21 protein-coding genes are annotated in these 20,126 nt (G+C 69.9%); 1 reads left to right on the forward strand and 20 read right to left on the reverse strand.

Annotation, left to right across the window (positions count from 1 at the left end):
- Window positions 1–47: 47 nt before the first annotated feature.
- From OG947_RS01420 to OG947_RS01470, 11 genes are all read right to left on the reverse strand, one after another.
- The gene (locus OG947_RS01420; protein ID WP_027505231.1) at window positions 48–608 is read right to left on the reverse strand and encodes an adenine phosphoribosyltransferase; all 561 of its coding nucleotides are present in this window, start codon (window positions 606–608) and stop codon (window positions 48–50) included.
- Window positions 605–2,326: an ABC transporter substrate-binding protein gene (locus OG947_RS01425; RefSeq protein WP_328812963.1), complete on the reverse strand. Its 1,722-nt coding sequence runs from the start codon at window positions 2,324–2,326 to the stop codon at window positions 605–607. Before OG947_RS01425 ends, OG947_RS01420 begins: the two co-directional genes overlap by 4 nt.
- 1 nt (window position 2,327) lies before the next feature.
- A complete protein-coding gene (secF, locus tag OG947_RS01430) occupies window positions 2,328–3,464 on the reverse strand; it encodes a protein translocase subunit SecF (protein ID WP_328813941.1) in 1,137 nt (378 codons plus the stop codon).
- 72 nt (window positions 3,465–3,536) lie between these two features.
- Entirely contained in the window at window positions 3,537–5,282 is a 1,746-nt protein-coding gene (secD, locus tag OG947_RS01435) for a protein translocase subunit SecD (RefSeq protein ID WP_051613210.1), read from the reverse strand.
- A 182-nt stretch (window positions 5,283–5,464) separates the two neighbouring features.
- A complete protein-coding gene (gene yajC, locus OG947_RS01440; RefSeq protein ID WP_222631004.1) occupies window positions 5,465–5,869 on the reverse strand; it encodes a preprotein translocase subunit YajC in 405 nt (134 codons plus the stop codon).
- A gap of 113 nt (window positions 5,870–5,982) precedes the next feature.
- A complete protein-coding gene (ruvB, locus tag OG947_RS01445) occupies window positions 5,983–7,020 on the reverse strand; it encodes a Holliday junction branch migration DNA helicase RuvB (protein WP_328813942.1) in 1,038 nt (345 codons plus the stop codon).
- Between the two features lie 41 nt (window positions 7,021–7,061).
- Window positions 7,062–7,664 carry a Holliday junction branch migration protein RuvA gene (gene ruvA / locus OG947_RS01450; protein WP_285185028.1) on the reverse strand — a complete coding sequence of 201 codons (603 nt, stop codon included), beginning with the start codon at window positions 7,662–7,664 and terminating at the stop codon, window positions 7,062–7,064.
- Window positions 7,661–8,257 carry a crossover junction endodeoxyribonuclease RuvC gene (gene ruvC, locus OG947_RS01455; protein WP_027505226.1) on the reverse strand — a complete coding sequence of 199 codons (597 nt, stop codon included), beginning with the start codon at window positions 8,255–8,257 and terminating at the stop codon, window positions 7,661–7,663. Before ruvC ends, ruvA begins: the two co-directional genes overlap by 4 nt.
- Window positions 8,258–8,364: 107 nt before the next feature.
- Window positions 8,365–9,120 (reverse strand): YebC/PmpR family DNA-binding transcriptional regulator, encoded by a 756-nt coding sequence (locus OG947_RS01460; protein ID WP_027505225.1) that lies wholly within the window; start codon window positions 9,118–9,120, stop codon window positions 8,365–8,367.
- A 41-nt stretch (window positions 9,121–9,161) separates the two neighbouring features.
- A complete protein-coding gene (gene pdxT / locus OG947_RS01465) occupies window positions 9,162–9,785 on the reverse strand; it encodes a pyridoxal 5'-phosphate synthase glutaminase subunit PdxT (RefSeq protein ID WP_027505224.1) in 624 nt (207 codons plus the stop codon).
- On the reverse strand, window positions 9,782–10,633 hold the full coding sequence (locus OG947_RS01470) for an acyl-CoA thioesterase (protein WP_328812965.1): 852 nt from the start codon (window positions 10,631–10,633) through the stop codon (window positions 9,782–9,784). The genes pdxT and OG947_RS01470 overlap by 4 nt, the downstream gene beginning before the upstream one ends.
- Window positions 10,634–10,768: 135 nt before the next feature.
- On the opposite strand from OG947_RS01470, the gene OG947_RS01475 reads away from it, so the two are divergent.
- Window positions 10,769–11,380, forward strand: coding sequence for a hypothetical protein (locus tag OG947_RS01475; protein ID WP_328812966.1), 612 nt, complete (start codon window positions 10,769–10,771; stop codon window positions 11,378–11,380).
- 30 nt (window positions 11,381–11,410) lie between these two features.
- Here OG947_RS01475 and pdxS read toward each other — a convergent pair whose 3' ends face one another.
- The 9 genes from pdxS to OG947_RS01520 form a co-directional block, all read right to left on the reverse strand.
- Window positions 11,411–12,346, reverse strand: a complete 936-nt coding sequence (pdxS, locus tag OG947_RS01480) for a pyridoxal 5'-phosphate synthase lyase subunit PdxS (RefSeq protein WP_051613209.1) — start codon at window positions 12,344–12,346, stop codon at window positions 11,411–11,413.
- Window positions 12,347–12,442: 96 nt separating this feature from the next.
- Window positions 12,443–13,459 carry an NUDIX hydrolase gene (locus OG947_RS01485; protein ID WP_027505221.1) on the reverse strand — a complete coding sequence of 339 codons (1,017 nt, stop codon included), beginning with the start codon at window positions 13,457–13,459 and terminating at the stop codon, window positions 12,443–12,445.
- Window positions 13,459–14,583, reverse strand: coding sequence for a glycosyltransferase family 4 protein (locus tag OG947_RS01490; protein WP_027505220.1), 1,125 nt, complete (start codon window positions 14,581–14,583; stop codon window positions 13,459–13,461). Before OG947_RS01490 ends, OG947_RS01485 begins: the two co-directional genes overlap by 1 nt.
- Entirely contained in the window at window positions 14,580–15,494 is a 915-nt protein-coding gene (locus OG947_RS01495) for a phosphatidylinositol mannoside acyltransferase (RefSeq protein ID WP_328812967.1), read from the reverse strand. Before OG947_RS01495 ends, OG947_RS01490 begins: the two co-directional genes overlap by 4 nt.
- The gene (pgsA, locus tag OG947_RS01500; RefSeq protein WP_056444783.1) at window positions 15,491–16,174 is read right to left on the reverse strand and encodes a phosphatidylinositol phosphate synthase; all 684 of its coding nucleotides are present in this window, start codon (window positions 16,172–16,174) and stop codon (window positions 15,491–15,493) included. Before pgsA ends, OG947_RS01495 begins: the two co-directional genes overlap by 4 nt.
- Window positions 16,175–16,181: 7 nt before the next feature.
- The gene (locus OG947_RS01505) at window positions 16,182–16,742 is read right to left on the reverse strand and encodes an HIT family protein (RefSeq protein WP_027505217.1); all 561 of its coding nucleotides are present in this window, start codon (window positions 16,740–16,742) and stop codon (window positions 16,182–16,184) included.
- Window positions 16,739–18,802, reverse strand: coding sequence for a threonine--tRNA ligase (gene thrS, locus OG947_RS01510; protein ID WP_328813943.1), 2,064 nt, complete (start codon window positions 18,800–18,802; stop codon window positions 16,739–16,741). The genes OG947_RS01505 and thrS overlap by 4 nt, the downstream gene beginning before the upstream one ends.
- A gap of 137 nt (window positions 18,803–18,939) precedes the next feature.
- Window positions 18,940–19,695 carry a (2Fe-2S)-binding protein gene (locus OG947_RS01515; RefSeq protein ID WP_328812968.1) on the reverse strand — a complete coding sequence of 252 codons (756 nt, stop codon included), beginning with the start codon at window positions 19,693–19,695 and terminating at the stop codon, window positions 18,940–18,942.
- Complete coding sequence (locus OG947_RS01520; RefSeq protein WP_051613207.1) at window positions 19,674–20,111, reverse strand: TIGR02611 family protein; 438 nt, start codon at window positions 20,109–20,111, stop codon at window positions 19,674–19,676. Before OG947_RS01520 ends, OG947_RS01515 begins: the two co-directional genes overlap by 22 nt.
- Window positions 20,112–20,126: the final 15 nt, after the last annotated feature.

Consider the following 20,126-nt stretch of genomic DNA (forward strand, 5'->3'; position numbering starts at 1 on the left):
ACCGGAGCGCACAGCGCACGCCCTCACATCTTCTCGAGGTCGGATGCTCAGACGACGCCCAATGTCGTGAGCGGTCCATGCTTCCAACGCTCGCGGCCGCCCAGAACTTCCACCTCGAGAACGACGGCGGCACCCACCACGATGGCTCCGCACCGCGTCAACAGTTCGGCGGCGGCCTCGAGTGTGCCGCCGGTCGCGAGCACGTCGTCGACGACGAGTACGCGGCGCCCCTCGAGCGCGATGCCCTCGGCGGAGATCTCGAGCTCCGCCGTGCCGTACTCGAGTTCGTACGACTGCCGGTGCACCGGCGGGGGTAACTTCCCCGCCTTGCGGACGGCGATCACGCCGGTGTTCAACGCCAGCGCGACGCCGGCACCGAGCAGGAAGCCGCGCGCGTCGATACCGGCCACGACGTCGGCGTCACGGCCCGCCTCGGCGAGCGAGTCCACCACGGTGCGCAGCCCCTCCGCGTCGGCGAACACGGGCGTGAGGTCGGCGAAGCGCACTCCCGGCGTGGGGAAGTCGTCGGCCCAGCGCGTCAACCGGGCGACGACGTCCGATCCACCGGGTGCGCTCGTGGTGGGGCTGCTCGATCCGGGTGTACTCATCCGACGAGTATCCACTTGTCCATGTTCCATCCCGCACCCGCGACCGTCGGGTTCGACTCCACACCACGCATTCCGGACGCCACCGCGGTGACGCGCGGCGCGTTGTAGAGCGGGAGGGTGGGCATGTCGGTCCACAGGATGTTCTCCGCCTCGACCGCCGCGGCGAGCACGGTGGCGTCGGACTGGTCGACGGCCAGGCGATCGATCAGCTCGTCGAGACGCCCGTTGGCGTAGCCGCCGACGTTGACGCCCTGTCCGCCGCGCAGGGCGAAGCGACCGGGATCGGCGGAGGACGTGCCCGACGCACCCGCCTGTCCGGCGGTGGAGGCCAGGACGGCGTCCACTTCCCCGTCGCGCAGAGCGAGCGGCGAGAAGGTCGGCGACGACGCGTCCACGATCTCGATGCCGAGAGGTGCGCAGGACGATGCGATGGCGGCGACGACGGCCGCGCGGCGCTCGTCGGGCCCCAGGTAGCCCACGCGGACGATGGGGTCGGTCAGACCCGCTTCGGCGAGACCCGCGGTCACCCCGGCGACGTCCGCGGTGCGGTACCGCTCCGCCGCGGTGGCCGCCACCGAGCGGTAGGGCAGCGTCGCGGGAAGGGTGGTCCGGCTGTCGACGATGCCGGACCCGCGGCCGGTCTCCGCCTCGTATCCGGGGTGGCCGTGCTGCGCGTACAGCTCGCCGCGGGGAACGCACGCAGCGAAGGCGCGGCGTGCGGCCGGGTCGACGAAGACACCGGACGTGGCCATGGTCAACTGCTCGACGCCGAATGACGGCTGAGCCGTCGACGTGAAGCCGTCGGGCGTCGCCGTGCCGCCGTCGGCGTCGACGACCTCGATGTCGCCCGATGCCGCCTTGGCCGCGATGTCGGCGCCCTTGGGCCACACGACGACACGATCCGTGGCGGCGGGAACACCCCACCACCGTTCGTTGGGTACGAGCGCGAGACCGTTCTCGACCGAGTACGACTCGATGCGGAAGGGCCCGGACGACACGAAGACCGCCGGGTCGACGGTTCCGACGTCCTCCCCCTCCGCCGGGGTGAGGTTCCATCCGGTGTTCCAGACGTCCGCGACGCGCCGCAGTGCGTCCTGGTCACCGCCGGCGAGGGTGCTCACCACGTCCGGCACGCCGGCGATGCGGGCCGCGACGTGTGCGGGCATCATCGTCCCGGCGCCGAAGAGGGACTGCCACTCGACGTACCCGCGTCCCGAGCGGAACGTCACGGTCGCGACCTTGTCCGCGGGAGCGCAGTCGATGCGTTCGATGTCGGTGTAACCGGCGGTGGACGCGGCGTCGAAGAGCGGCGCTCCGTCCGCGGCTGTCCGGCCGCTGCGTGCGGCCCACGCCAGCACGAGGTCGTCGCACGTCATCGGCACACCGTCGGACCACACGGCGGGCGCGGCGAGCGTGTAGGTGACCACCTGCTGCTCGCCGGGTACCTCCACGGCCGTCCCGATGTCGGTGTCGCTCACGGCACCGCCGCTCGGGGCTGTGAGCGCGAATCCGGGCAGGACTCGCGAGAAGGCCTGCGGCGCAGCCGAGACCGATCCGGCGACGGTTCCGCCGTTGTAGGTGGTGACGGTGTTGTCGACGGCGTAGCCGATGGACGGGATGCGGGTGTCCTCGTCGCCGCACGCCACGAGTGTCGTGGCCGTGATCGCGGCGAGCGCCGCGACGGCGACGCCTGTCCTGACCCCTGACGACGCACGCATGTCAGCTCCTCCGCTTGCCGCGCTTACCCGTCGGGCGCGCGCCTGCGCGAGGCGCCGCGGCCGCAGTGCGTGCGGTCTTGGCCGGAGCATCCGTTGCCGTGGCGGTCGCCGTGGAACTGGCGCCGGCCGGAACCGCGCTCTCGGCGCGCGGACGCGTGGTGCCCTCGCGCTTCGCGAGCACCTTCTTCGTGTGCGCCGCGACCGGGCCCCACCGTTCCTTCAGCGTGACCACCAGCGGGGTCGCGAAGAAGATCGACGAGTAGGCGCCGATGACGATGCCGACGAGCTGGACCAGTGCGAGATCCTTCAACGTCCCCACACCCAGCAACCAGACCGCGATGACGATGAGGGCGATGACAGGGAGCACGCTGATGACGGTGGTGTTGATCGAGCGCATCAGCGTCTGGTTCACCGCGAGGTTGGCCTGCTCGGCATAGGTGCGCCTGTTGAGGTGCAGGATGCCGCGAGTGTTCTCCTCGACCTTGTCGAACACCACCACGGAGTCGTACAGCGAGAAGCCCAGAATGGTCAGCAGTCCGATGACGGTCGCCGGAGTGACCTCGAACCCGACCAGCGAGTAGACACCCGCCGTGACGAGGATGTCGAAGAACAGGGCCGCGATACCGGCGAGCGCCATGTCCCGCTCGTACCGGACGGCGATGTAGATGCTGACGATCACCAGGAACACCACGAGCGCGATCAGCGCCTTGTCGGTGATCTGGGAACCCCAGGTCTCACTGACGTCGGTGAAGGAGACCGCATCGCGCGTGGTCTCACCCTCCGCGTTGGCGGGCTGGAACGCGTCGAACAGGGCCGTCTGCAGCGCGGACGCCTGCCCCTGGTCCAGCGACTCGGAGCGGATCTGCACGGTGGCGCCGGATCCGGTGCCCACGGTCTGGACGGCGACGGCGTCCTGACCGAGGGTGTCGGTGTAGATCTCCTCGACCTGCGCGGTGTCGACGCCCTGCGGAGCCGGGAACTGCACGCGCGTGCCGCCCTCGAAATCGATACCGAGCGTGAAGCCGCGGACCGCGATCGACAGCAACGACACCAGCACGAAGGCCGCGGTGACGCCGTACCAGAGGCGACGGCGTCCGATGATGTCGAACGCGCCGGTGCCCGTGTAGAGCCGCGACAGGAGTCCGCGACCGGCCTCGGGTGCGTCGGGAACGGTGTCCTCGGTGGTGGTGGTGGTCGTCTCGGCCACGGGTCAGGCCTCCTTGCTCGGGCCGGCTGCCGCGGTAGCAGCATCGCGGGTGGTCTTGGCGGCGGCAGCGCGTTTGCGCGCGCGGGCGATCTCCTGGACCGCACCGAGACCGTTGATCGACGGCTTGGACCAGAACTCGGACCGCGAGGCGAGATTGACCAGTGGCCACGTCACGAGGATCACGATGACGATGTCCAGCAGGGTCGACAGGCCGAGCGTGAACGCGAAGCCGCGCACCTGACCGACGGCGAGCACGTACAGCACCGCCGCCGCGATGAAGCTCACCGCGTTGCCGGACAGGATGGTGCGCCGCGCACGGGCCCAACCACGCGGAACCGCCGAGCGGAAGCTGCGGCCCTCGCGTATCTCGTCCTTGATGCGCTCGAAGAACACCACGAACGAGTCGGCGGTCATACCGATACCGATGATCAGACCGGCGATGCCGGCGAGATCGAGCGTGAACGAGATCCATCGACCGAGCAGTACGAGGATCCCGTAGATGGCGACCAGCGACAGCACCAGCGACAGCGCCGTGAGGATGCCGAGCATGCGGTAGTAGAGGAGGCAGTAGATGAGGACGAACACGAGGCCGATGGCGCCGGCGATCAGGCCTGCCTCGAGCGACGCGAGTCCCAGCGTCGCCGACACTGTCTCCGCCTCGGAGGCGGCGAACGACAACGGCAGCGATCCGTACTTCAGCGTGTTGGCGAGCTCGCGGGCACTGTCGGCGGTGAAATTGCCGGTGATCTGCGTGGCGCTGCCCGCGGGGGTCGCGCCCTGGATGACCGGTGCGCTGACGACCTTGGAGTCGAGGGTGAACGCGGCCTGCTTGCCGATGTTCGCCGACGTGAACTGAGCCCAGGTGTTGCCACCCTCGGTGGTGAAGCTGAGGGAGACGACGTTGCGGGACTGCTGGGTGTCGAACTGCGAGCTGGCGTCGGCGATCTGCTGTCCGTCGATGATCGACGGCTCGAGGATGTAGACCGCGGTGCCGTCCGTGGAGCAGGCGACGAGCGGCAGGGCCGGATCGTCGTTGCCCTGCAGGGGGTCGGGCGCGGAGCAGTCGATCGTGGCCATGGCCTGCTGCTGCACTGTCGGGTCGGTGCTCTGCCGCTGCGCCTTCGCCTCGGCGATCGCGTCGGCGGTCTCGTCCGCCGACGACGCGGGCGGGGCGGCACCGGGCTCGGAGGCGGAGGTGTCGGACGGCGCGGGTGTCTCGGACGGGGCGGGGGTGTCCGTGGGGTCCTGCGCCGGGAAGGGGCGGTTCTGCGGCGCCGGTGTCGCCGGAGCCGTGGTGGCCGCAGGGTCGGCAGCCGCGGGGTCGGCAGCGGGGTCGGTCGCCGCGGGAGCGGGAGTGCCCGCCGGAGTGGGGGCCTGGGACGTCAGCACCGGGCGGATGTACAGCCGGGCCGTCTGACCGAGTGTGCGGGCCTGCGAGCTGTCGTCGCCGGGAACCGTGATGACCAGGTTCTGACCGTCGACGACCACCTCGGAGCCGGAGACACCGAGACCGTTGACGCGGGTCTCGATGATCTGCTGCGCCTGACGCAGGCTCTCCTGGCTCGGGGCGCTGCCGTCGGGCGTGCGCGCGGTGAGCGTGACGCGTGTTCCACCCTGCAGGTCGATGCCCAGCTTGGGAGTCGGGGACTTGTCACCGGTGAAAAAGACCAGGACGTACACGAGGGCGATGAAGACGCCGAACACGGCGAGATACCGCACCGGATACGAGGATCCGCTGGATGGGGCCACGGTGAGTGCTTCTCCTGAGTGAGACGGACCGGCTGGAGGAGACGGACCTGCTGCTGGTCGGACGGGGGTGGAGCGCGGCGGCGGCGGGCGTCACGGACGGCCGGAGCCTGACCGACCGTACCCTCTCCACAACGACGCACCGCCCCCGAGGACGACCTCGGGGGCGGTGTATCCGCTTTGTCTCACTCCTTGGTGAGTCGTGCCTGCGATCGGCCGTCGTCCGCGCCGCCGAGGCCGTTCTCCAGGCTGTCGACGCGCGATCCGGCGTCGCTGTGGTCCTCGAAGTCGCTGGTCGGACCGGAGTTCTCCGCACCTGACTCGTCCAGCTCGTCCTCGTCGGGCAGCACGTCGCGCACGACGGCACGCGACCAGGTGGTGATGATGCCGGGAGCGATCTCCAGGTCGACGGTGGTCTCGGTGAGTCCGTCGACGAGGCCGTGCAGCCCGGACGTGGTCAGGACGCGATCACCGATGGACAGCGCTTCCTGCAGCTCGACCGTCTTGGCCACCTCACGCTTCTGGCGGCGGATGCCGAGAAACATGGGCACGAGCAGGGCGAGAACGAGAAGCGGAAACAGCAGTTCCATCAGAAACGTCAATCCTTAGATCTTGGGACTCGGAACCTTCAGTGTGCCACGTTCGGTCGGGCGATCGGGCGTGTCGACCGCCCGAAACGCCGCGATCGTCCGGATCCACCGGCTCAGGTCTCGTCGAAGAGCGTGCGTTGCGGCTCGTTCGTCCGCACCGAGATGCCGCCGACCGCGAGATCCGGCGGGGGTGTGAGACCCATCCGCTCCCAGGCGGCGGCCGTCGCGACGCGACCGCGCGGCGTCCGCGCGATCATGCCCGCACGGACGAGGTAGGGCTCGCACACCTCCTCCACGGTGGCCGGTTCCTCCCCGACCGCGACCGCGAGCGTCGAGACCCCCACGGGCCCGCCGCCGAAGCTGCGGACGAGGGCGCCGAGCACGGCTCGGTCGAGGCGATCGAGGCCGAGCTCGTCCACGTCGTAGACCTCGAGCGCCGCCCGGGCGACCTCGAGTGTCACGCGGCCGTCGGCACGCACCTCGGCGTAGTCCCGCACCCGGCGCAGCAAGCGGTTGGCGATGCGGGGTGTGCCGCGCGATCGTCCCGCGATCTCCGCGGCGGCATCCGCCTCGATGCGCACTCCGAGGATTCCCGCCGACCGCGTCAGGATGCGCTGCAGTTCAGGGGGGTCGTAGAAATCCATGTGCGCGGTGAAGCCGAAGCGGTCGCGCAGCGGGCCGGTGAGGGCGCCGGACCGGGTGGTGGCACCGACGAGCGTGAACGGTGCGACGTCGAGCGGAATCGAGGTGGCGCCCGGCCCCTTACCGACGACCACGTCGACGCGGAAGTCTTCCATCGCCAGGTACAGCATCTCCTCGGCCGGCCGCGCGATGCGGTGGATCTCGTCGATGAACAGCACGTCACCCTCGACGAGGTTGCTCAGCATCGCCGCGAGGTCTCCCGCTCGTTCGAGGGCCGGCCCGGACGTCAGGCGCAGCGCCGAGTTCAGCTCCCCCGCGATGATCATCGCCATGCTGGTCTTGCCGAGTCCGGGCGGACCGGACAGCAGGATGTGGTCCGGTGTTCCGCCGCGTTGCGTCGCGCCCTGCAGGACGAGCTGCAGTTGCTCCCGCACGCGGGGCTGACCGATGAAGTCGTCGAGCGACTTCGGCCGCAGACTCGCATCGAGATCGCCGTCGTCCGGCACCATCTCGGCGGTGACCAGTGAGTCGTCCGTGCCGTCCGGGTCCGTCACCGCGACCTGCCCAGGCTCACCAGGGCGGAGCGCAGAGCCTGCGCCGTTCCGACGGCGGGGTCGTCTGCCAGCACGGCATCGACGGCGGGCTCGGCCTGCTTGGCCGGGAACCCGAGGCCGAGCAGCGCCTCGACCACCTGATCACGCACCGGGCTCGACGAGTGGCCGGGTGCGGCGACACCGGCCGGACCGGACACCACCGCGTCCACCTTGTCGCGCAGTTCGACCACGAGACGCTCGGCGCCGCGCTTGCCGATACCCGGTACCCGCATCAGGGCCGTGACGTTGCCGTCGGTCAGCGCGGTGCGCAGCGCATCGGGTTCGAGGACGGCGAGCACGGCCATGGCGAGCCGGGGACCGACGCCGGACACCGTCTGGAGCAGGCCGAAGAGATCGCGCGACGTGGCGTCCGCGAAGCCGTACAGCGTCATGGAGTCCTCGCGCACGATCATCGAGATGACCAGGCGCGCCTCGGTTCCGCGAGAGAGCCCGGCCAGCGTCGCCGGCGTCGCATTGACGCGGTAGCCGATGCCTGCCGCTTCCACCACCGCGTGGTCGAGGGCGATCTCGAGCACCTCGCCCCGTACCGAGCTGATCATCGCGGTTGCGCTCCCGTCCTCGCGGCGGCCCGCACGGCCGCGCGCTGCTGCTTCAGTTTCTTCTCGTACGCGGCCTTCGCCGCGGCCGCCTGCGCCTCGGCGGCGGCCATCCGCGCCATCATGGGTGCCCGCCAGCAGTGACAGATCGCCAGGGCGAGAGCATCGGCGGCGTCGGCGGGGCGGGGGGCCTGCTGCATGCCGAGAATGCGGGTCACCATGGCCGTCACCTGAGCCTTGTCCGCGGTGCCGTTCCCGGTGACAGCGGCCTTGACCTCGGACGGAGTGTGGAAGGCGACCGGGATACCGCGCCGGGCGGCCGCGAGGGCGATCACTCCCCCGGCCTGCGCGGTGCCCATCGCGGTGCGCACGTTGTTCTGGGAGAACACCCGCTCGACGGCGACCACCGTGGGCCGGTGGGTGTCCAGCCAGTACTCGGCGGACTCGGCGATCAGGAGAAGTCTCTGCGCCAGCTCCATGTCGGCCGGCGTCCGCACCACGTCGACGTCGAGCGCCGTGACCGCTCTGCCTGCGCCGGACTCGACCAGGCTCAGTCCACACCGGGTCAGCCCGGGGTCGACTCCCATGACACGCAACGCCCACTCCCTCACCGGATTCGGCCGCTCCGGACCTTCGAACACGTAGAACTGTTGTTCGATACCTTAGCGGCGAGTCGGTGACGAGTGTGGGCGGCGCGCTGGAGTCAGTCCTCGTCGAGCTGCGCGAGCACCTCGTCGGACAGATCGACGTTGGACCACACGTTCTGCACGTCGTCGCTGTCCTCGAGCGCGTCGATCAGCTTGAACACCTTGCGCGCTCCGTCGACGTCGACGGGCACACTGACGGACGGCTGGAAGCTGGCCTCGGCGGAGTCGTAGTCGATGCCTGCCTCCTGCAGCGCGGTGCGCACGGCGACGAGGTCGGTCGGCTCCGAGACCACCTCGAAGGTGTCCCCGTTGTCGTTGACCTCCTCGGCGCCGGCGTCGAGCACGGCCATGAGGACGTCGTCCTCGGACTGGCCGTTCTTCTCCAGCGTGACGACGCCCTTGCGGGAGAACAGGTAGGACACGGAACCCGGGTCGGCCATGTTGCCGCCGTTGCGAGTCATCGCGACGCGGACCTCGCCGGCCGCGCGGTTGCGGTTGTCGGTGAGGCACTCGATGAGGACGGCGACACCGTTGGGCCCGTAGCCCTCGTACATGATGGTCTGCCAGTCGGCGCCGCCCGCTTCCTCACCGGCGCCGCGCTTGCGCGCACGCTCGATGTTGTCGTTGGGGACCGAGGTCTTCTTCGCCTTCTGGATGGCGTCGTACAACGTGGGGTTACCGACGGGGTCACCACCACCCGTGCGCGCGGCGACCTCGATGTTCTTCACCAACTTGGCGAAGGACTTCGATCGGCGGGCGTCGACGACAGCCTTCTTGTGCTTCGTGGTCGCCCATTTGGAGTGGCCGCTCATCGGCAATAGCCCCTTTCGTACCGGCAGAGAACGTGCCCATCTTACGCGGGCGTGGACGAGGTCCTTCGCTCCCGCACCATGTCGGCGAACAGAGCGTGGACCCTGCGGTCCCCCGTGACCTCGGGATGGAACGACGTCGCGAGCACGTCGCCCTGCCGCACGGCGACGACGCGGCCCGCCGCGGGACCCTCCGGGACGGTGGCCAACACCTCGACTCCGTCGCCGACCCGCTCGACCCACGGCGCCCGGATGAACACGGCACGCATCGGCTCGCCGCCCACCCGAGCGACGTCGAGGTCGGTCTCGAAGGAGTCGACCTGACGACCGAAGGCGTTGCGCCGCACCGTGATGTCGAGGCCGTCGAGATGCACGGCATCCGGGGTGGTGTCCAGGATGTCGGAGGCCAGCAGGATCATGCCGGCGCAGGACCCGTAGGCGGGCATACCGGCGGCGAGGCGCTCGCGGAGCGGATCGAGGAGATCGAAGATCCGCAGCAGCTTCCCCATCGTGGTCGACTCGCCGCCGGGCAGCACCAGACCGTCGACGGCGTCGAGTTCCTCGGGACGGCGCACCGTCACCGCGCTCGCACCGGCGGCAGTGAGCGCCTCGAGATGCTCTCGCACGTCACCCTGCAGCGCGAGCACCCCGATGGTCGGAGCTGTCACCGTGACGTCTCGAGGCCCGGCGTGTGCTGCGCCGAGCGGTCGTAGCGCATCAGACCCTCCTGCGTGACGGCCGCGACCATCCGGCCCTGACGGTCGTAGATCCGTCCCTGGGTCAACGCGCGGCCGAGGCCGGCGGAGGGCGACGTCTGGTCGTACAGCAACCACTCGTCCGCACGGAACGGGCGCAGGAACCACAACGCGTGATCGAGCGACGCGGTCTGCGTGGCGACGTCCTCGTGCGGGACCTTCGCCGAACCCAGCAGCGTCATGTCCGACATGTACGCCAGAGCGCACACGTGGAAGACCTGATCGTCCGGCAGCGGATCGCGGTATCGGATCCAGACCTGTTGCTGCGCAGCAAAACTGGAGCTCCGGGTGATGCGGTCCTGCGGGACGAGCCGCACGTCCCACCGGTTCCACTCCTTGTAGAACATCTTCTGCCGCAACGCCTCGTCCTCGGCGACGTCGGGGAGGTCTTCCGGACCCACCACTGCCGGCATCCGGTCCTGATGCTCGATGCCCTCGTCCTCCACGTGGAACGACGCCGACATCGTGAAGATCGCCTTGCCGTCCTGGATGCCCGTGACCCGACGCGTGGCGAACGACCGACCGTCGCGGATGCGGTCGACCGTGAAGACGGTGGGCTCGTTCGGGTTTCCGGGACGCAGGAAGTATCCGTGCAGCGAGTGCACGCGGAACGCGGGATCCACCGTCTTCGCCGCGGACACCAACGACTGCCCGGCGACCTGGCCGCCGAACGTGCGCTGCAGCTGACTCGGGACGGAACTCCCGCGATAGATGTCGTTCTCGATGCGCTCGAGCTCGAGGATCTCTTCGATTCCGGCCATGATCACCCTTTCCGGTCGGGACAGACGGGACCTGCCCCGCGAGTACGGCAGAAGTGTCGCAGAATCGGGCCCCGGAACGACACTTCGGCCGTACTCGCAGGGGGCGGAGGCGGCGCGTCGGGCAGGATCGAGGCCGTGCCCCGCTTCTCCCCCACCACTCCCGACGCGGTGGTGGACCACGTCGTGGACCGCATCGACGCCGTCGACGGACGGTGTGTCGTGGCCGTCGACGGTGCGGACGCCGCCGATCCGGTGGCCTTCGCTCAGCGCGTCGTCGCCCGGCTCCGCGCGGACGGCCGCGCCGCCGATCTCGTCTCCCTGCACGACTGGGTGCGGCCCGCGTCGCTGCGACTCGAGTACGGGCACGAGGACGAACTCTCCTACCGCACCCTGTGGTTCGACTACGACGCATTGACGCGTGAGGTGATCACGGCGGTGCACAAACGCGATCAGTGGTTGCCCGCGCTGTGGGACGAGCGGTCCGATCGCTCCGCTCGCGCTCGGCCGCGAACGGCGGCGCAGAATCAGGTGGTGGTCGTCGCGGGCCCCATGCTGCTGGGGCGTGACCTCGATCTCGACGTCACGGTGGCGCTGACGCTCACCGAGCGCACCGCGTCGCGCCTCACCCCGGAGGACGAGCGCTGGACGGTGCCTGCCCTGACGGCGCACGCGGAGCACGGCGAACGGGCGGACGTCGAGGTGCGGATGGACCACCCCGACCGCCCGGCCCTGCTCGTCGAGCGCTGACCACCCCCGCAGACCGGAGGTGGTGTCAGATCACCAGCCGCGCTCGGCGAGGCGGTGCGGCTGCGGGATCTCGTCGACGTTGATGCCGACCATGGCCTCGCCCAGGCCGCGGGAGACCTTGGCCAGCACGTCCGGGTCGTCGAAGAAGGTGGTCGCCTTGACGATGGCGGCGGCACGCTGCTCTGGGTTGCCGGACTTGAAGATGCCGGAGCCGACGAAGACACCCTCGGCGCCGAGTTGCATCATCATCGCGGCGTCCGCCGGGGTGGCGATGCCGCCGGCGGTGAACAGGGTGACGGGGAGCTTGCCCGCGCGGGCGACCTCGACGACGAGATCGTAGGGAGCCTGCAGCTCCTTCGCGGCGACGTACAGCTCGTCCTCGGGCAGCGACGTCAGGTGGCGGATCTGGTCACGCAGGGTGCGCATGTGCGTGGTCGCGTTGGACACGTCACCGGTGCCGGCCTCGCCCTTCGAGCGGATCATGGCCGCGCCCTCGGTGATCCGGCGCAGCGCCTCGCCGAGGTTGGTCGCACCACAGACGAAGGGAACCGTGAACTTCCACTTGTCGATGTGGTTCGCGTAGTCGGCGGGGGTCAGCACCTCGGACTCGTCGACGTAGTCGACGCCGAGGCTCTGCAGGATCTGTGCCTCGACGAAGTGGCCGATGCGCGCCTTCGCCATGACGGGGATGCTGACCGAGGAGATGATGCTGTCGATCATGTCGGGATCGCTCATCCGCGAGACGCCGCCCTGTGCGCGGATGTCCGCGGGCACCCGCTCGAGAGCCATGACGGCGACGGCGCCGGACTGCTCGGCGATCTTCGCCTGCTCGGCGGTGACCACGTCCATGATGACGCCACCCTTGAGCATCTCTGCCATACCGCGCTTGACGCGGGCGGTTCCGGTGGACGGAGTGGCGTCCTGCTCGGACGGGAGGGTGGTGGTCACGGTGATCTCCTCAGGCATGCGGGAATGGGTGCACCGCGAGCCTAGGCTCGGCTGGACCTCGTCGCGATAACCACTTCGACCGCACTGGCCCGCTATGGCTGCCATCACACCAGGTCAGTGGATGGCGCGCACGTCCGGATCGGTGCGGAGAGCCAGCACCGTGTCCGCCTCGTCGAGCAGCTCCGCCATCGCGCGCGGATAGACCGCGTCGCCCGAGGCGGCCAGTGACCGGATCTCGTCCGCCGTGCACCAGCGATGTCCGGTGACGACGCGTCGCTCGAGCTCCGTGAAGCCTGTGCGCACCGGCTCGAACGCCTCGGCGCGGAGAGCGAAGAACAGCTCCTCCGACCGGATCACGACGCCGTCGAAGGAGAACGTCGCGGTCCGACGCCACATGGGCCCGCGCAGGTCCTCCGCCGAGGCGACCATGCCGGTCTCCTCGCGCAGTTCGCGAACGGCGGCGTCGCGCAGGGTCTCCCCCACCTCGACGCCCCCACCGATGGTGAACCAGAAATGCACGTCGGGCACAGACGGATCGTGACCCCGCAGCAGCAGCACGCGGCCGCGCCCGTCGAGCAGCACGACGCGCGCCGAGGTCCGGGTCGACGCGCCCTCGACCTCCTCGAGGGTCGCCTCGCTCTCGGAGAGCTCGAAGTAGGTCGGCATCGCGGCCGTCCCGCCGAGTCGGAGCAGGCGGACGGGTCGACGCGATCGCAGTGCGACGGTGTCGCGGACCGCGTCGTTGTGGAACCGCCGGGCGATCTGCACCCGCGCCTCCGCGTCGGCGAGTTCGGAGATCATCTGCGGGTTCAGCCGGGCGAGGTCGATGCGGCCCAGCGCGACGGACACCGCGTTCTCGGCGCGCTCCCGGTCGGCTCGCTCCGCCCGTTCCGCCCGATCCGCGAGCGTCGTCAGGGTGCGGCTCTCCACCGATCCCGGCGCGTCCAGGGCGGCGGCGACCGCACGGGTCACCACCGACCGACGGGCAAGGGCGGCCTCGAGGGACTGCCAGGACCGGTCCGAGCGCACGTGCAGTCGGTCGAGACGGTGCGCCGTCGAGTACGCCCAGAGGCCGAGGAGCAGGACCAGCAGTGCCACGACCACGACGGCGGCGGCCACCCAGAACGTCATCAGTCGATCACCTTCACCGTGCGACCGGCCACCGCGACCGCTTCGTACACCCGGACGATCTGCTCCGCGACGACCGGCCAGTCGTAGGACACGGCGGCGCGGCTCGCCTGACGCACCAGGTCGGCCCGCTCGTCGTCGTTCGACAGCACGCGGATCACCGCGTCCGCCATGGCCTCGGAATCGCCCACCGGGAAGAGCACACCGGCCGTGCCGTCACGCAGCACGCGGCGGAACGCGTCCAGATTGCTCGCGACCACGGGCGCGCCCGCTGCCATGGCCTCCACCAGCACGATGCCGAAGCTCTCGCCGCCGGTGTTCGGAGCACAGTAGATGTCGGCGCTGCGCAGTGCCGACGCCTTCTCGGCGTCCGTCGTCTGGCCGAGGAAGCGGAAGTGCTTCGCCAGATCGCCGGCCTCTCGGCACAGCTTCTGCTCGTCGCCGCGGCCCACGACCAGCACCTCGATGTCCGGGAACACCGCGGCGATGGGCCGGAGCGCGGCCAGCAGGGTCTGCATGCCCTTGCGGGGCTCGTCGTAGCGGCCGATGAACACCAGCGTCCGGCCCGGCCGGGGATACCCGGGCAACAGGGGCGCCGTCGCGAACGCGGGGACGTGGACCCCGTTGGGGATCTCCACCGCATCGGACCCCAGAGCCTCCACCTGCCACCGTCGCGCCAGCTCCGAGACGGCGATGCGCCCGGCGATCTTTTCGTGATACGGGCGCAGCACACCCTGGAAGGTGCTCAGCAGCAACGACTTCGTGGTCGAGGCGTGGAACGTGGCCACGATCGGACCGTCCGCGATCTTCAGCGACAGCATCGACAGACTGGGCGCGTTCGGCTCGTGGATGTGCAGGACCTCGAACTCGCCCTTCTCGATCCACGCCCGGATGCGGGTGTAGGTCACCGGACCGAACGCCAGGCGCGCCACCGAGCCGTTGTACGGGAAGCTCAGGGCCTTGCCCGTCGAGACGACGAAGTCGGGCAGCGCCGTCTCGTCGCTCGCTGGGGCCAGGACGCTGACACGGTGACCGCGCTGGATCAGTACCTCGGCCAGTTCCGCGACGTGCGCCTGCACACCACCCGGGACGTCGAACGAGTACGGGCAGACGATGCCGATCTTCACCGGTCGGCCTCACCGGTCATGCGGTCACGCCGGCCCTGCGAGAGGTCGTCCCACCACAGCGGCTGCAGCATGTGCCAGTCGGCCGGATGCGCGGCGACGTTGGCGGCGAAGTGGTCGGCGAGCGACTGGGTGGCCTGCTCGACGCCGGCGGAGACGTCGATCGGGGGCTCGATCGAGAAACCCCAGCCGGTGGGGGTGAACCAGCAGTGCACCGGGAGCAGAGCCGCACCGGTGTCGATCGCGAGACGCGCGGGCCCGGCCGGCATACGGGTCGGCTCCCCGAAGAACGTGACGGGCACCCCGTGGCGGGCGAGGTCGCGCTCACCGAGGAGGCACACGACCTTTCCGTCTCGCAGGCGCTCGGAGAGTTGCTCGAACGGCGGGCGTTCGCCGCCGCTCAGCGGGAAGATCTCGAAACCGAGGGACTCGCGGTACGCGACGAAGCGTTGGTAGAGCGACTCCGGCTTCAGCCGTTCGGCCACCGTCGTGAACTGGCCGCGGGTGCGCGTGAGCCAGACGCCCGCCATGTCCCAGTTCCCGCTGTGCGGGAGCGCGAGCACGGCGCCGCGGCCGGACGCCAGCGCCGCGTCCAGATGTTCCTGGCCGACGACGGCGTCGTCGATGGCCGCGGCCTGGGCCGCGAGATCCATGGACGGCAACCGGAACGCCTCGCGCCAGTACCGCGCGTAGGAGCGCACCGACGCCTGCACGAGGTCGTCCGGTACCGCGTCCGCGGTGGTGCCCAGCACGCGGGCGAGGTTGCGGCGCAGCTGCTCCGGTCCACCGTTGCGGCGCGCGGCGAGGTCGGCGCCGGCGTCGAAGAGTCGGGTCGCGACGCCGTCGGGCAGCGCCCGGACGACCCGCCATCCGGCGATGTATCCCGCGGCGCCGAGCCGCTCCGACAGACTCATCCAGCCGTGCTGTCCGGCTCGATCCGGTTGGCCTTCGGCTGGATCGGAATGATGTCGCGGGCACCGGCGGAGTTGCGGACGGCCAGTACACGCTGGAACACCGTGACGATGCTCGCCGCGGCCAGAAAGTACGTCGCGACGGGCAGAGCGAACTGCAGCCAGGTGAGATCGGCGAGTTGGCCGATGCCGGTGAGCCCGGATCCGACGAGGACGATCACCAGGCGGTCCGGACGTTCGATCAGGCCGCCGTCGGCGGACAGTCCGCTCGCCTCGGCACGGGCCTTGGCGTAGGAGATGACCTGCGACGTGACCAGACACACGAGCATCGCGACGAACAGCGGCCGATCGTTCTGGTGGAAGACCGCCCACCACGACAACCCGGCGAAGATGGCGCCGTCGGCCACGCGGTCGCACGTCGCATCGAGCACGGCGCCGTACTTGCTGCCGCCGCCCCGCGCACGTGCCATCGCACCGTCGAGCATGTCGAACATGACGAACAGCCAGATCACCAGCGTGCCGATGAACAGATGGTCCGCGGGGAACAGCGTGATCGCGGCGACGACGCTCGCGACGGTGCCGATGATGGTGACGGAGTCCGGCGTGAGACCCGTGCTGTTGAGGGCGCGGCCCAGCGGCGCGGTGACCTTGGACGCCGATGCCCTACCGAAGATGCTCAGCACGACGGAGTCAGTCCTTCCACGCGGCGGCGAGCAACGCGCGAGTGTCTCGGAGGAGTTGCGGCATGACCTTCGCACCGCCGATGACGGTGATGAAGTTGGCGTCACCGCCCCACCGCGGGACGACGTGCTGGTGCAGGTGCTCGGCGAGCGAACCGCCTGCGGGCGCACCGAGATTGAGCCCGACGTTGAACCCGTGCGGGCGTGAGACCCGCTTCATCGTGCGGATCGCGTGCTGCGTGAATCGCATCAGCTCCACGCTCTCCTCGTCCGTGAGGTCCTCGAGGTCGGCCACCTTGCGGTACGGCACCACCATCAGGTGACCCGGGTTGTACGGGTAGAGATTCAGCACCGCGTACACGTGCTCTCCGCGCGCGACGATGAGCCCGTCCTCGTCCTCCAGCGTGGGAATCTGGGTGAACGGCTCCGACGCCATCTTGTCGTCGACCTTCGGAGCCGTCGCGATGTAGGACATCCGGTGCGGCGACCAGAGCCGCTGAAGGCGGTCCTCGTCACCCGTCCCGGTGTCCACGATGGCTCCCGCGTCGGCGGTGGCGTCGTCCTCGCTCATGCTCCGTCACTCCCGCCGGGGATGGTGTCGAAGGTGTCCGCCGTCGGGGACTCGTTGCGGCGCTGCGCCACCCAGGAGGCGACCGCATTGACCGCGTCGTCGACGGGGACACCGTTGATCTGGGTGCCGTCGCGGAAGCGGAAGCTCACCGCACCGGCATCCGCGTCGTTCTGCCCGGCCAGCAGCATGAACGGCACCTTCTGCGTGGTGTGGTTGCGGATCTTCTTCTGCATGCGGTCGTCACTGGCGTCGACCTCGGCGCGGATGCCCGCCTTCCGCAGCGCGGCGATCACACCGAAGAGGTGGTCCGCGTACGCCTCGGCGACGGGGATGCCCACCACCTGCACGGGGGCGAGCCACGCCGGGAAGGCACCCGCGTAGTGCTCGGTCAGCACACCGAAGAAGCGTTCGATGGAACCGAACAGTGCGCGGTGGATCATGACGGGGCGCGTCTTCACACCGTCGCTGCCGGTGTACTCGAGGCCGAAACGATCGGGCAGGTTGAAGTCGAGCTGGATGGTCGACATCTGCCACGTCCGGCCGAGCGCGTCCTTCGCCTGCACCGAGATCTTGGGTCCGTAGAACGCGGCGCCGCCCGGATCGGGAACGAGGTGCAGCCCGGAGGCCGCGGCGACCTCGGCGAGGGTGGCGGTGGCCTCCTCCCACACCTCGTCGGAGCCGACGGACTTGTCGGGGTTGCGGGTCGACAACTCGAGGTAGAAGTCGTCGAGTCCGTAGTCCTTCAGCAGTCCGAGGACGAAGTTCAGGGTGTTCGTGAGCTCGTCGTGCATCTGCTCACGGGTGCAGTAGATGTGCGCGTCGTCCTGCGTCATGCCGCGTACTCGGGTCAGACCATGGATGACGCCCGACTTCTCGTAGCGGTACACCGACCCGAACTCGAAGAGCCGCAACGGGAGCTCGCGGTACGAGCGGCCGCGGGAGTCGAAGATCAGGTTGTGCATCGGGCAGTTCATCGGCTTGAGGTAGTAGTCCTGGCCGGGCTTGCGCACCGTGCCGTCCTCGGCGAGTTCCGCGTCGAGATGCATCGCGGGGAACATGCCGTCCTTGTACCAGTCGAGGTGACCGGAGACCTCGTACAGCGTGCTCTTGGTGATGTGCGGTGAGTAGACGAACTCGTAGCCCTGCTCGACATGGCGCTGGCGCGAGTAATCCTCGAGCTCCTTGCGCACGATGCCACCCTTGGGGTGGAAGACCGGCAGGCCGGATCCCAACTCGTCGGGGAAGCTGAACAGGTCGAGCTCCGACCCCAGCTTGCGGTGATCGCGACGCTCGGCCTCCGCGAGGAGCTCGAGGTACGCGTCGAGCGCCTCCTGCGACTCCCAGGCGGTGCCGTACACGCGCTGTAGATCGGCCTTCGACTGATCGCCGCGCCAGTACGCGGCCGAGCTGCGGGTGAGCTTGAACGCCGGGATGTACTTGGTGGTGGGCACGTGCGGTCCGCGGCACAGATCGCCCCACTCGCGATCGCCGGTCCGCGGGTTCAGGTTGTCGTAGGCGGTGAGCTCTCCCCCGCCCACCTCCATGACCTCGGGATCGTCGACCGAGCCCTTGTCGTCGACGAGTTCGAGCTTGTACGGCTCGTCGGCCAGCTCGGCCTTGGCGGCGTCGAGGGAGTCGTAGACGCGCCGCGAGAACCGCTGACCACTCTTGATGATCTGCTTCATCTTCTTCTCGAGCTTGGTCAGGTCCTCCGGAGTGAACGGGTTCTCCACGTCGAAGTCGTAGTAGAAGCCGTTCTCGATGGGCGGGCCGATGCCCAGCTTCGCGTTCGGGAACATCTCCTGGACCGCCTGGGCCAGCACGTGCGCGGCCGAGTGGCGGATGACGCTGCGGCCGTCCTCGCTGTCGGCGCGCACGGGCTCGACCTCGGTGTCCGCCTCGGGAGCCCACGACAGGTCGCGGAGTCGACCCTCCTCGTCCCGGACCACCACGATGGCGTCCGGCCCCTTGTTGGGAAGGCCGGTGTCGCGCAGCGCCGTTCCGGCGGTCGTCCCTGCGGCCACGCTGATGCGAGGTGCGAGGACAGCGGAATCGGGCATGCTCACGGTGATGCGCTCCTACGGACGTGGGTCGGTGCCGCCCGGGTGGGGCGGCGGCGACAGGTGTGGGTCGGGTGTCGTGCACAGCGTATCGGCATCGGGGACGCGGCAGACACCTCGCCCGAACGCCTGGCGCGTCAGAGAAGCGCCGACCACCGTCGGGCTCTGTCCTCGGGGGTACGACGCGGGCAGCTGACGCACATGTCGACCCCGGCCTCGAAGACCAGACAGCACGATCCACGACGGACGACACGGCGCGAGTGCGCATCCGGCGCACTCGCAGTCGCCGGTGTGACGATCGCGTCCGCCGTCACGTCCACGAGACGCGGTTCGGGGAACCGGTGCGTCCGAGCCTGCGACGTGAGGAGCCGCGCCATCGCGGTGGCGTCGGCCACGCGTCCGAGTGCGGAGGCCACGTCGAGCACCCGGTTGGCCACGGAGTCCGAGGCGATCGCCCACAGGCTCGGTGCGGACAGCCCCGGCACGCGCTGTGCGAGCCCCCCGACCAGGCGCTCGACCAGGTCCGCCACGACTGTGCCCGCCGACGTCGCCACCGTGGGCGACATCAGTGCGGCAACGGTCCCGGTGTCGCCGATGGCCACCACCGCATCGGGATCCGTCGGGTCGACGCAGTGCCCGGTGACGAGCATCTGAGCGCCGAGGACCAGTGCGAGCGTCGAGCTGGAGCCGTACCACCACAGCGTCGCGCACGTGGTGTCCGAGACGTCGGGCCACCGCGCGGCGGACCGAGCCAGTGCGACGTCCAGCAGCGCTGGATCGGGGATGTCCCAGCCGTCCCCGGGCGGGACCACCATGAGGTTCGCGGTCCACGGCAGCGCCTTCGCGGTGCGCGTGACGACGTCCGCGGCGGTCAGAGTGGGCTCTGCAGCCACGCCCAGTCCAGGCCCACCCAACCGGCGACCAGCTCGAGGGCGCCGAGCAGCCACAGCGTGGCGAGCACGACCACGGTGGTCAACAGTGCGCCGAGTCCCTTGACGACGATGTTCTGCCGACCGAACCACTCCATGAACGTGTCGTACCGGGCCCGCACCCAGTGCAGGACGGTCTTGGCCCACGCGAACTCCGAGGCGAGGATGCCGAGACCGGCGAAGACGATGAGCCATCCGGGACCGGGATACGGGATGGCGACGATGCCGAGGGCGAGGACGACGGTTCCCACCGCGGCCACCGCGATGCGGTAGGCACGATCCACGGTCGGGCGCGAGGCGATGCCGTCACGCCACTCGCGGTACCGGCTGCGCTCCTCGCGCCCGCGGCTGCCGCGCTCACGCGATCCGGAGTCCGTCACCGCGGACGGGTCGGC

Source organism: Rhodococcus sp. NBC_00297 (assembly GCF_036173065.1).
GTDB lineage: Bacteria > Actinomycetota > Actinomycetes > Mycobacteriales > Mycobacteriaceae > Rhodococcoides.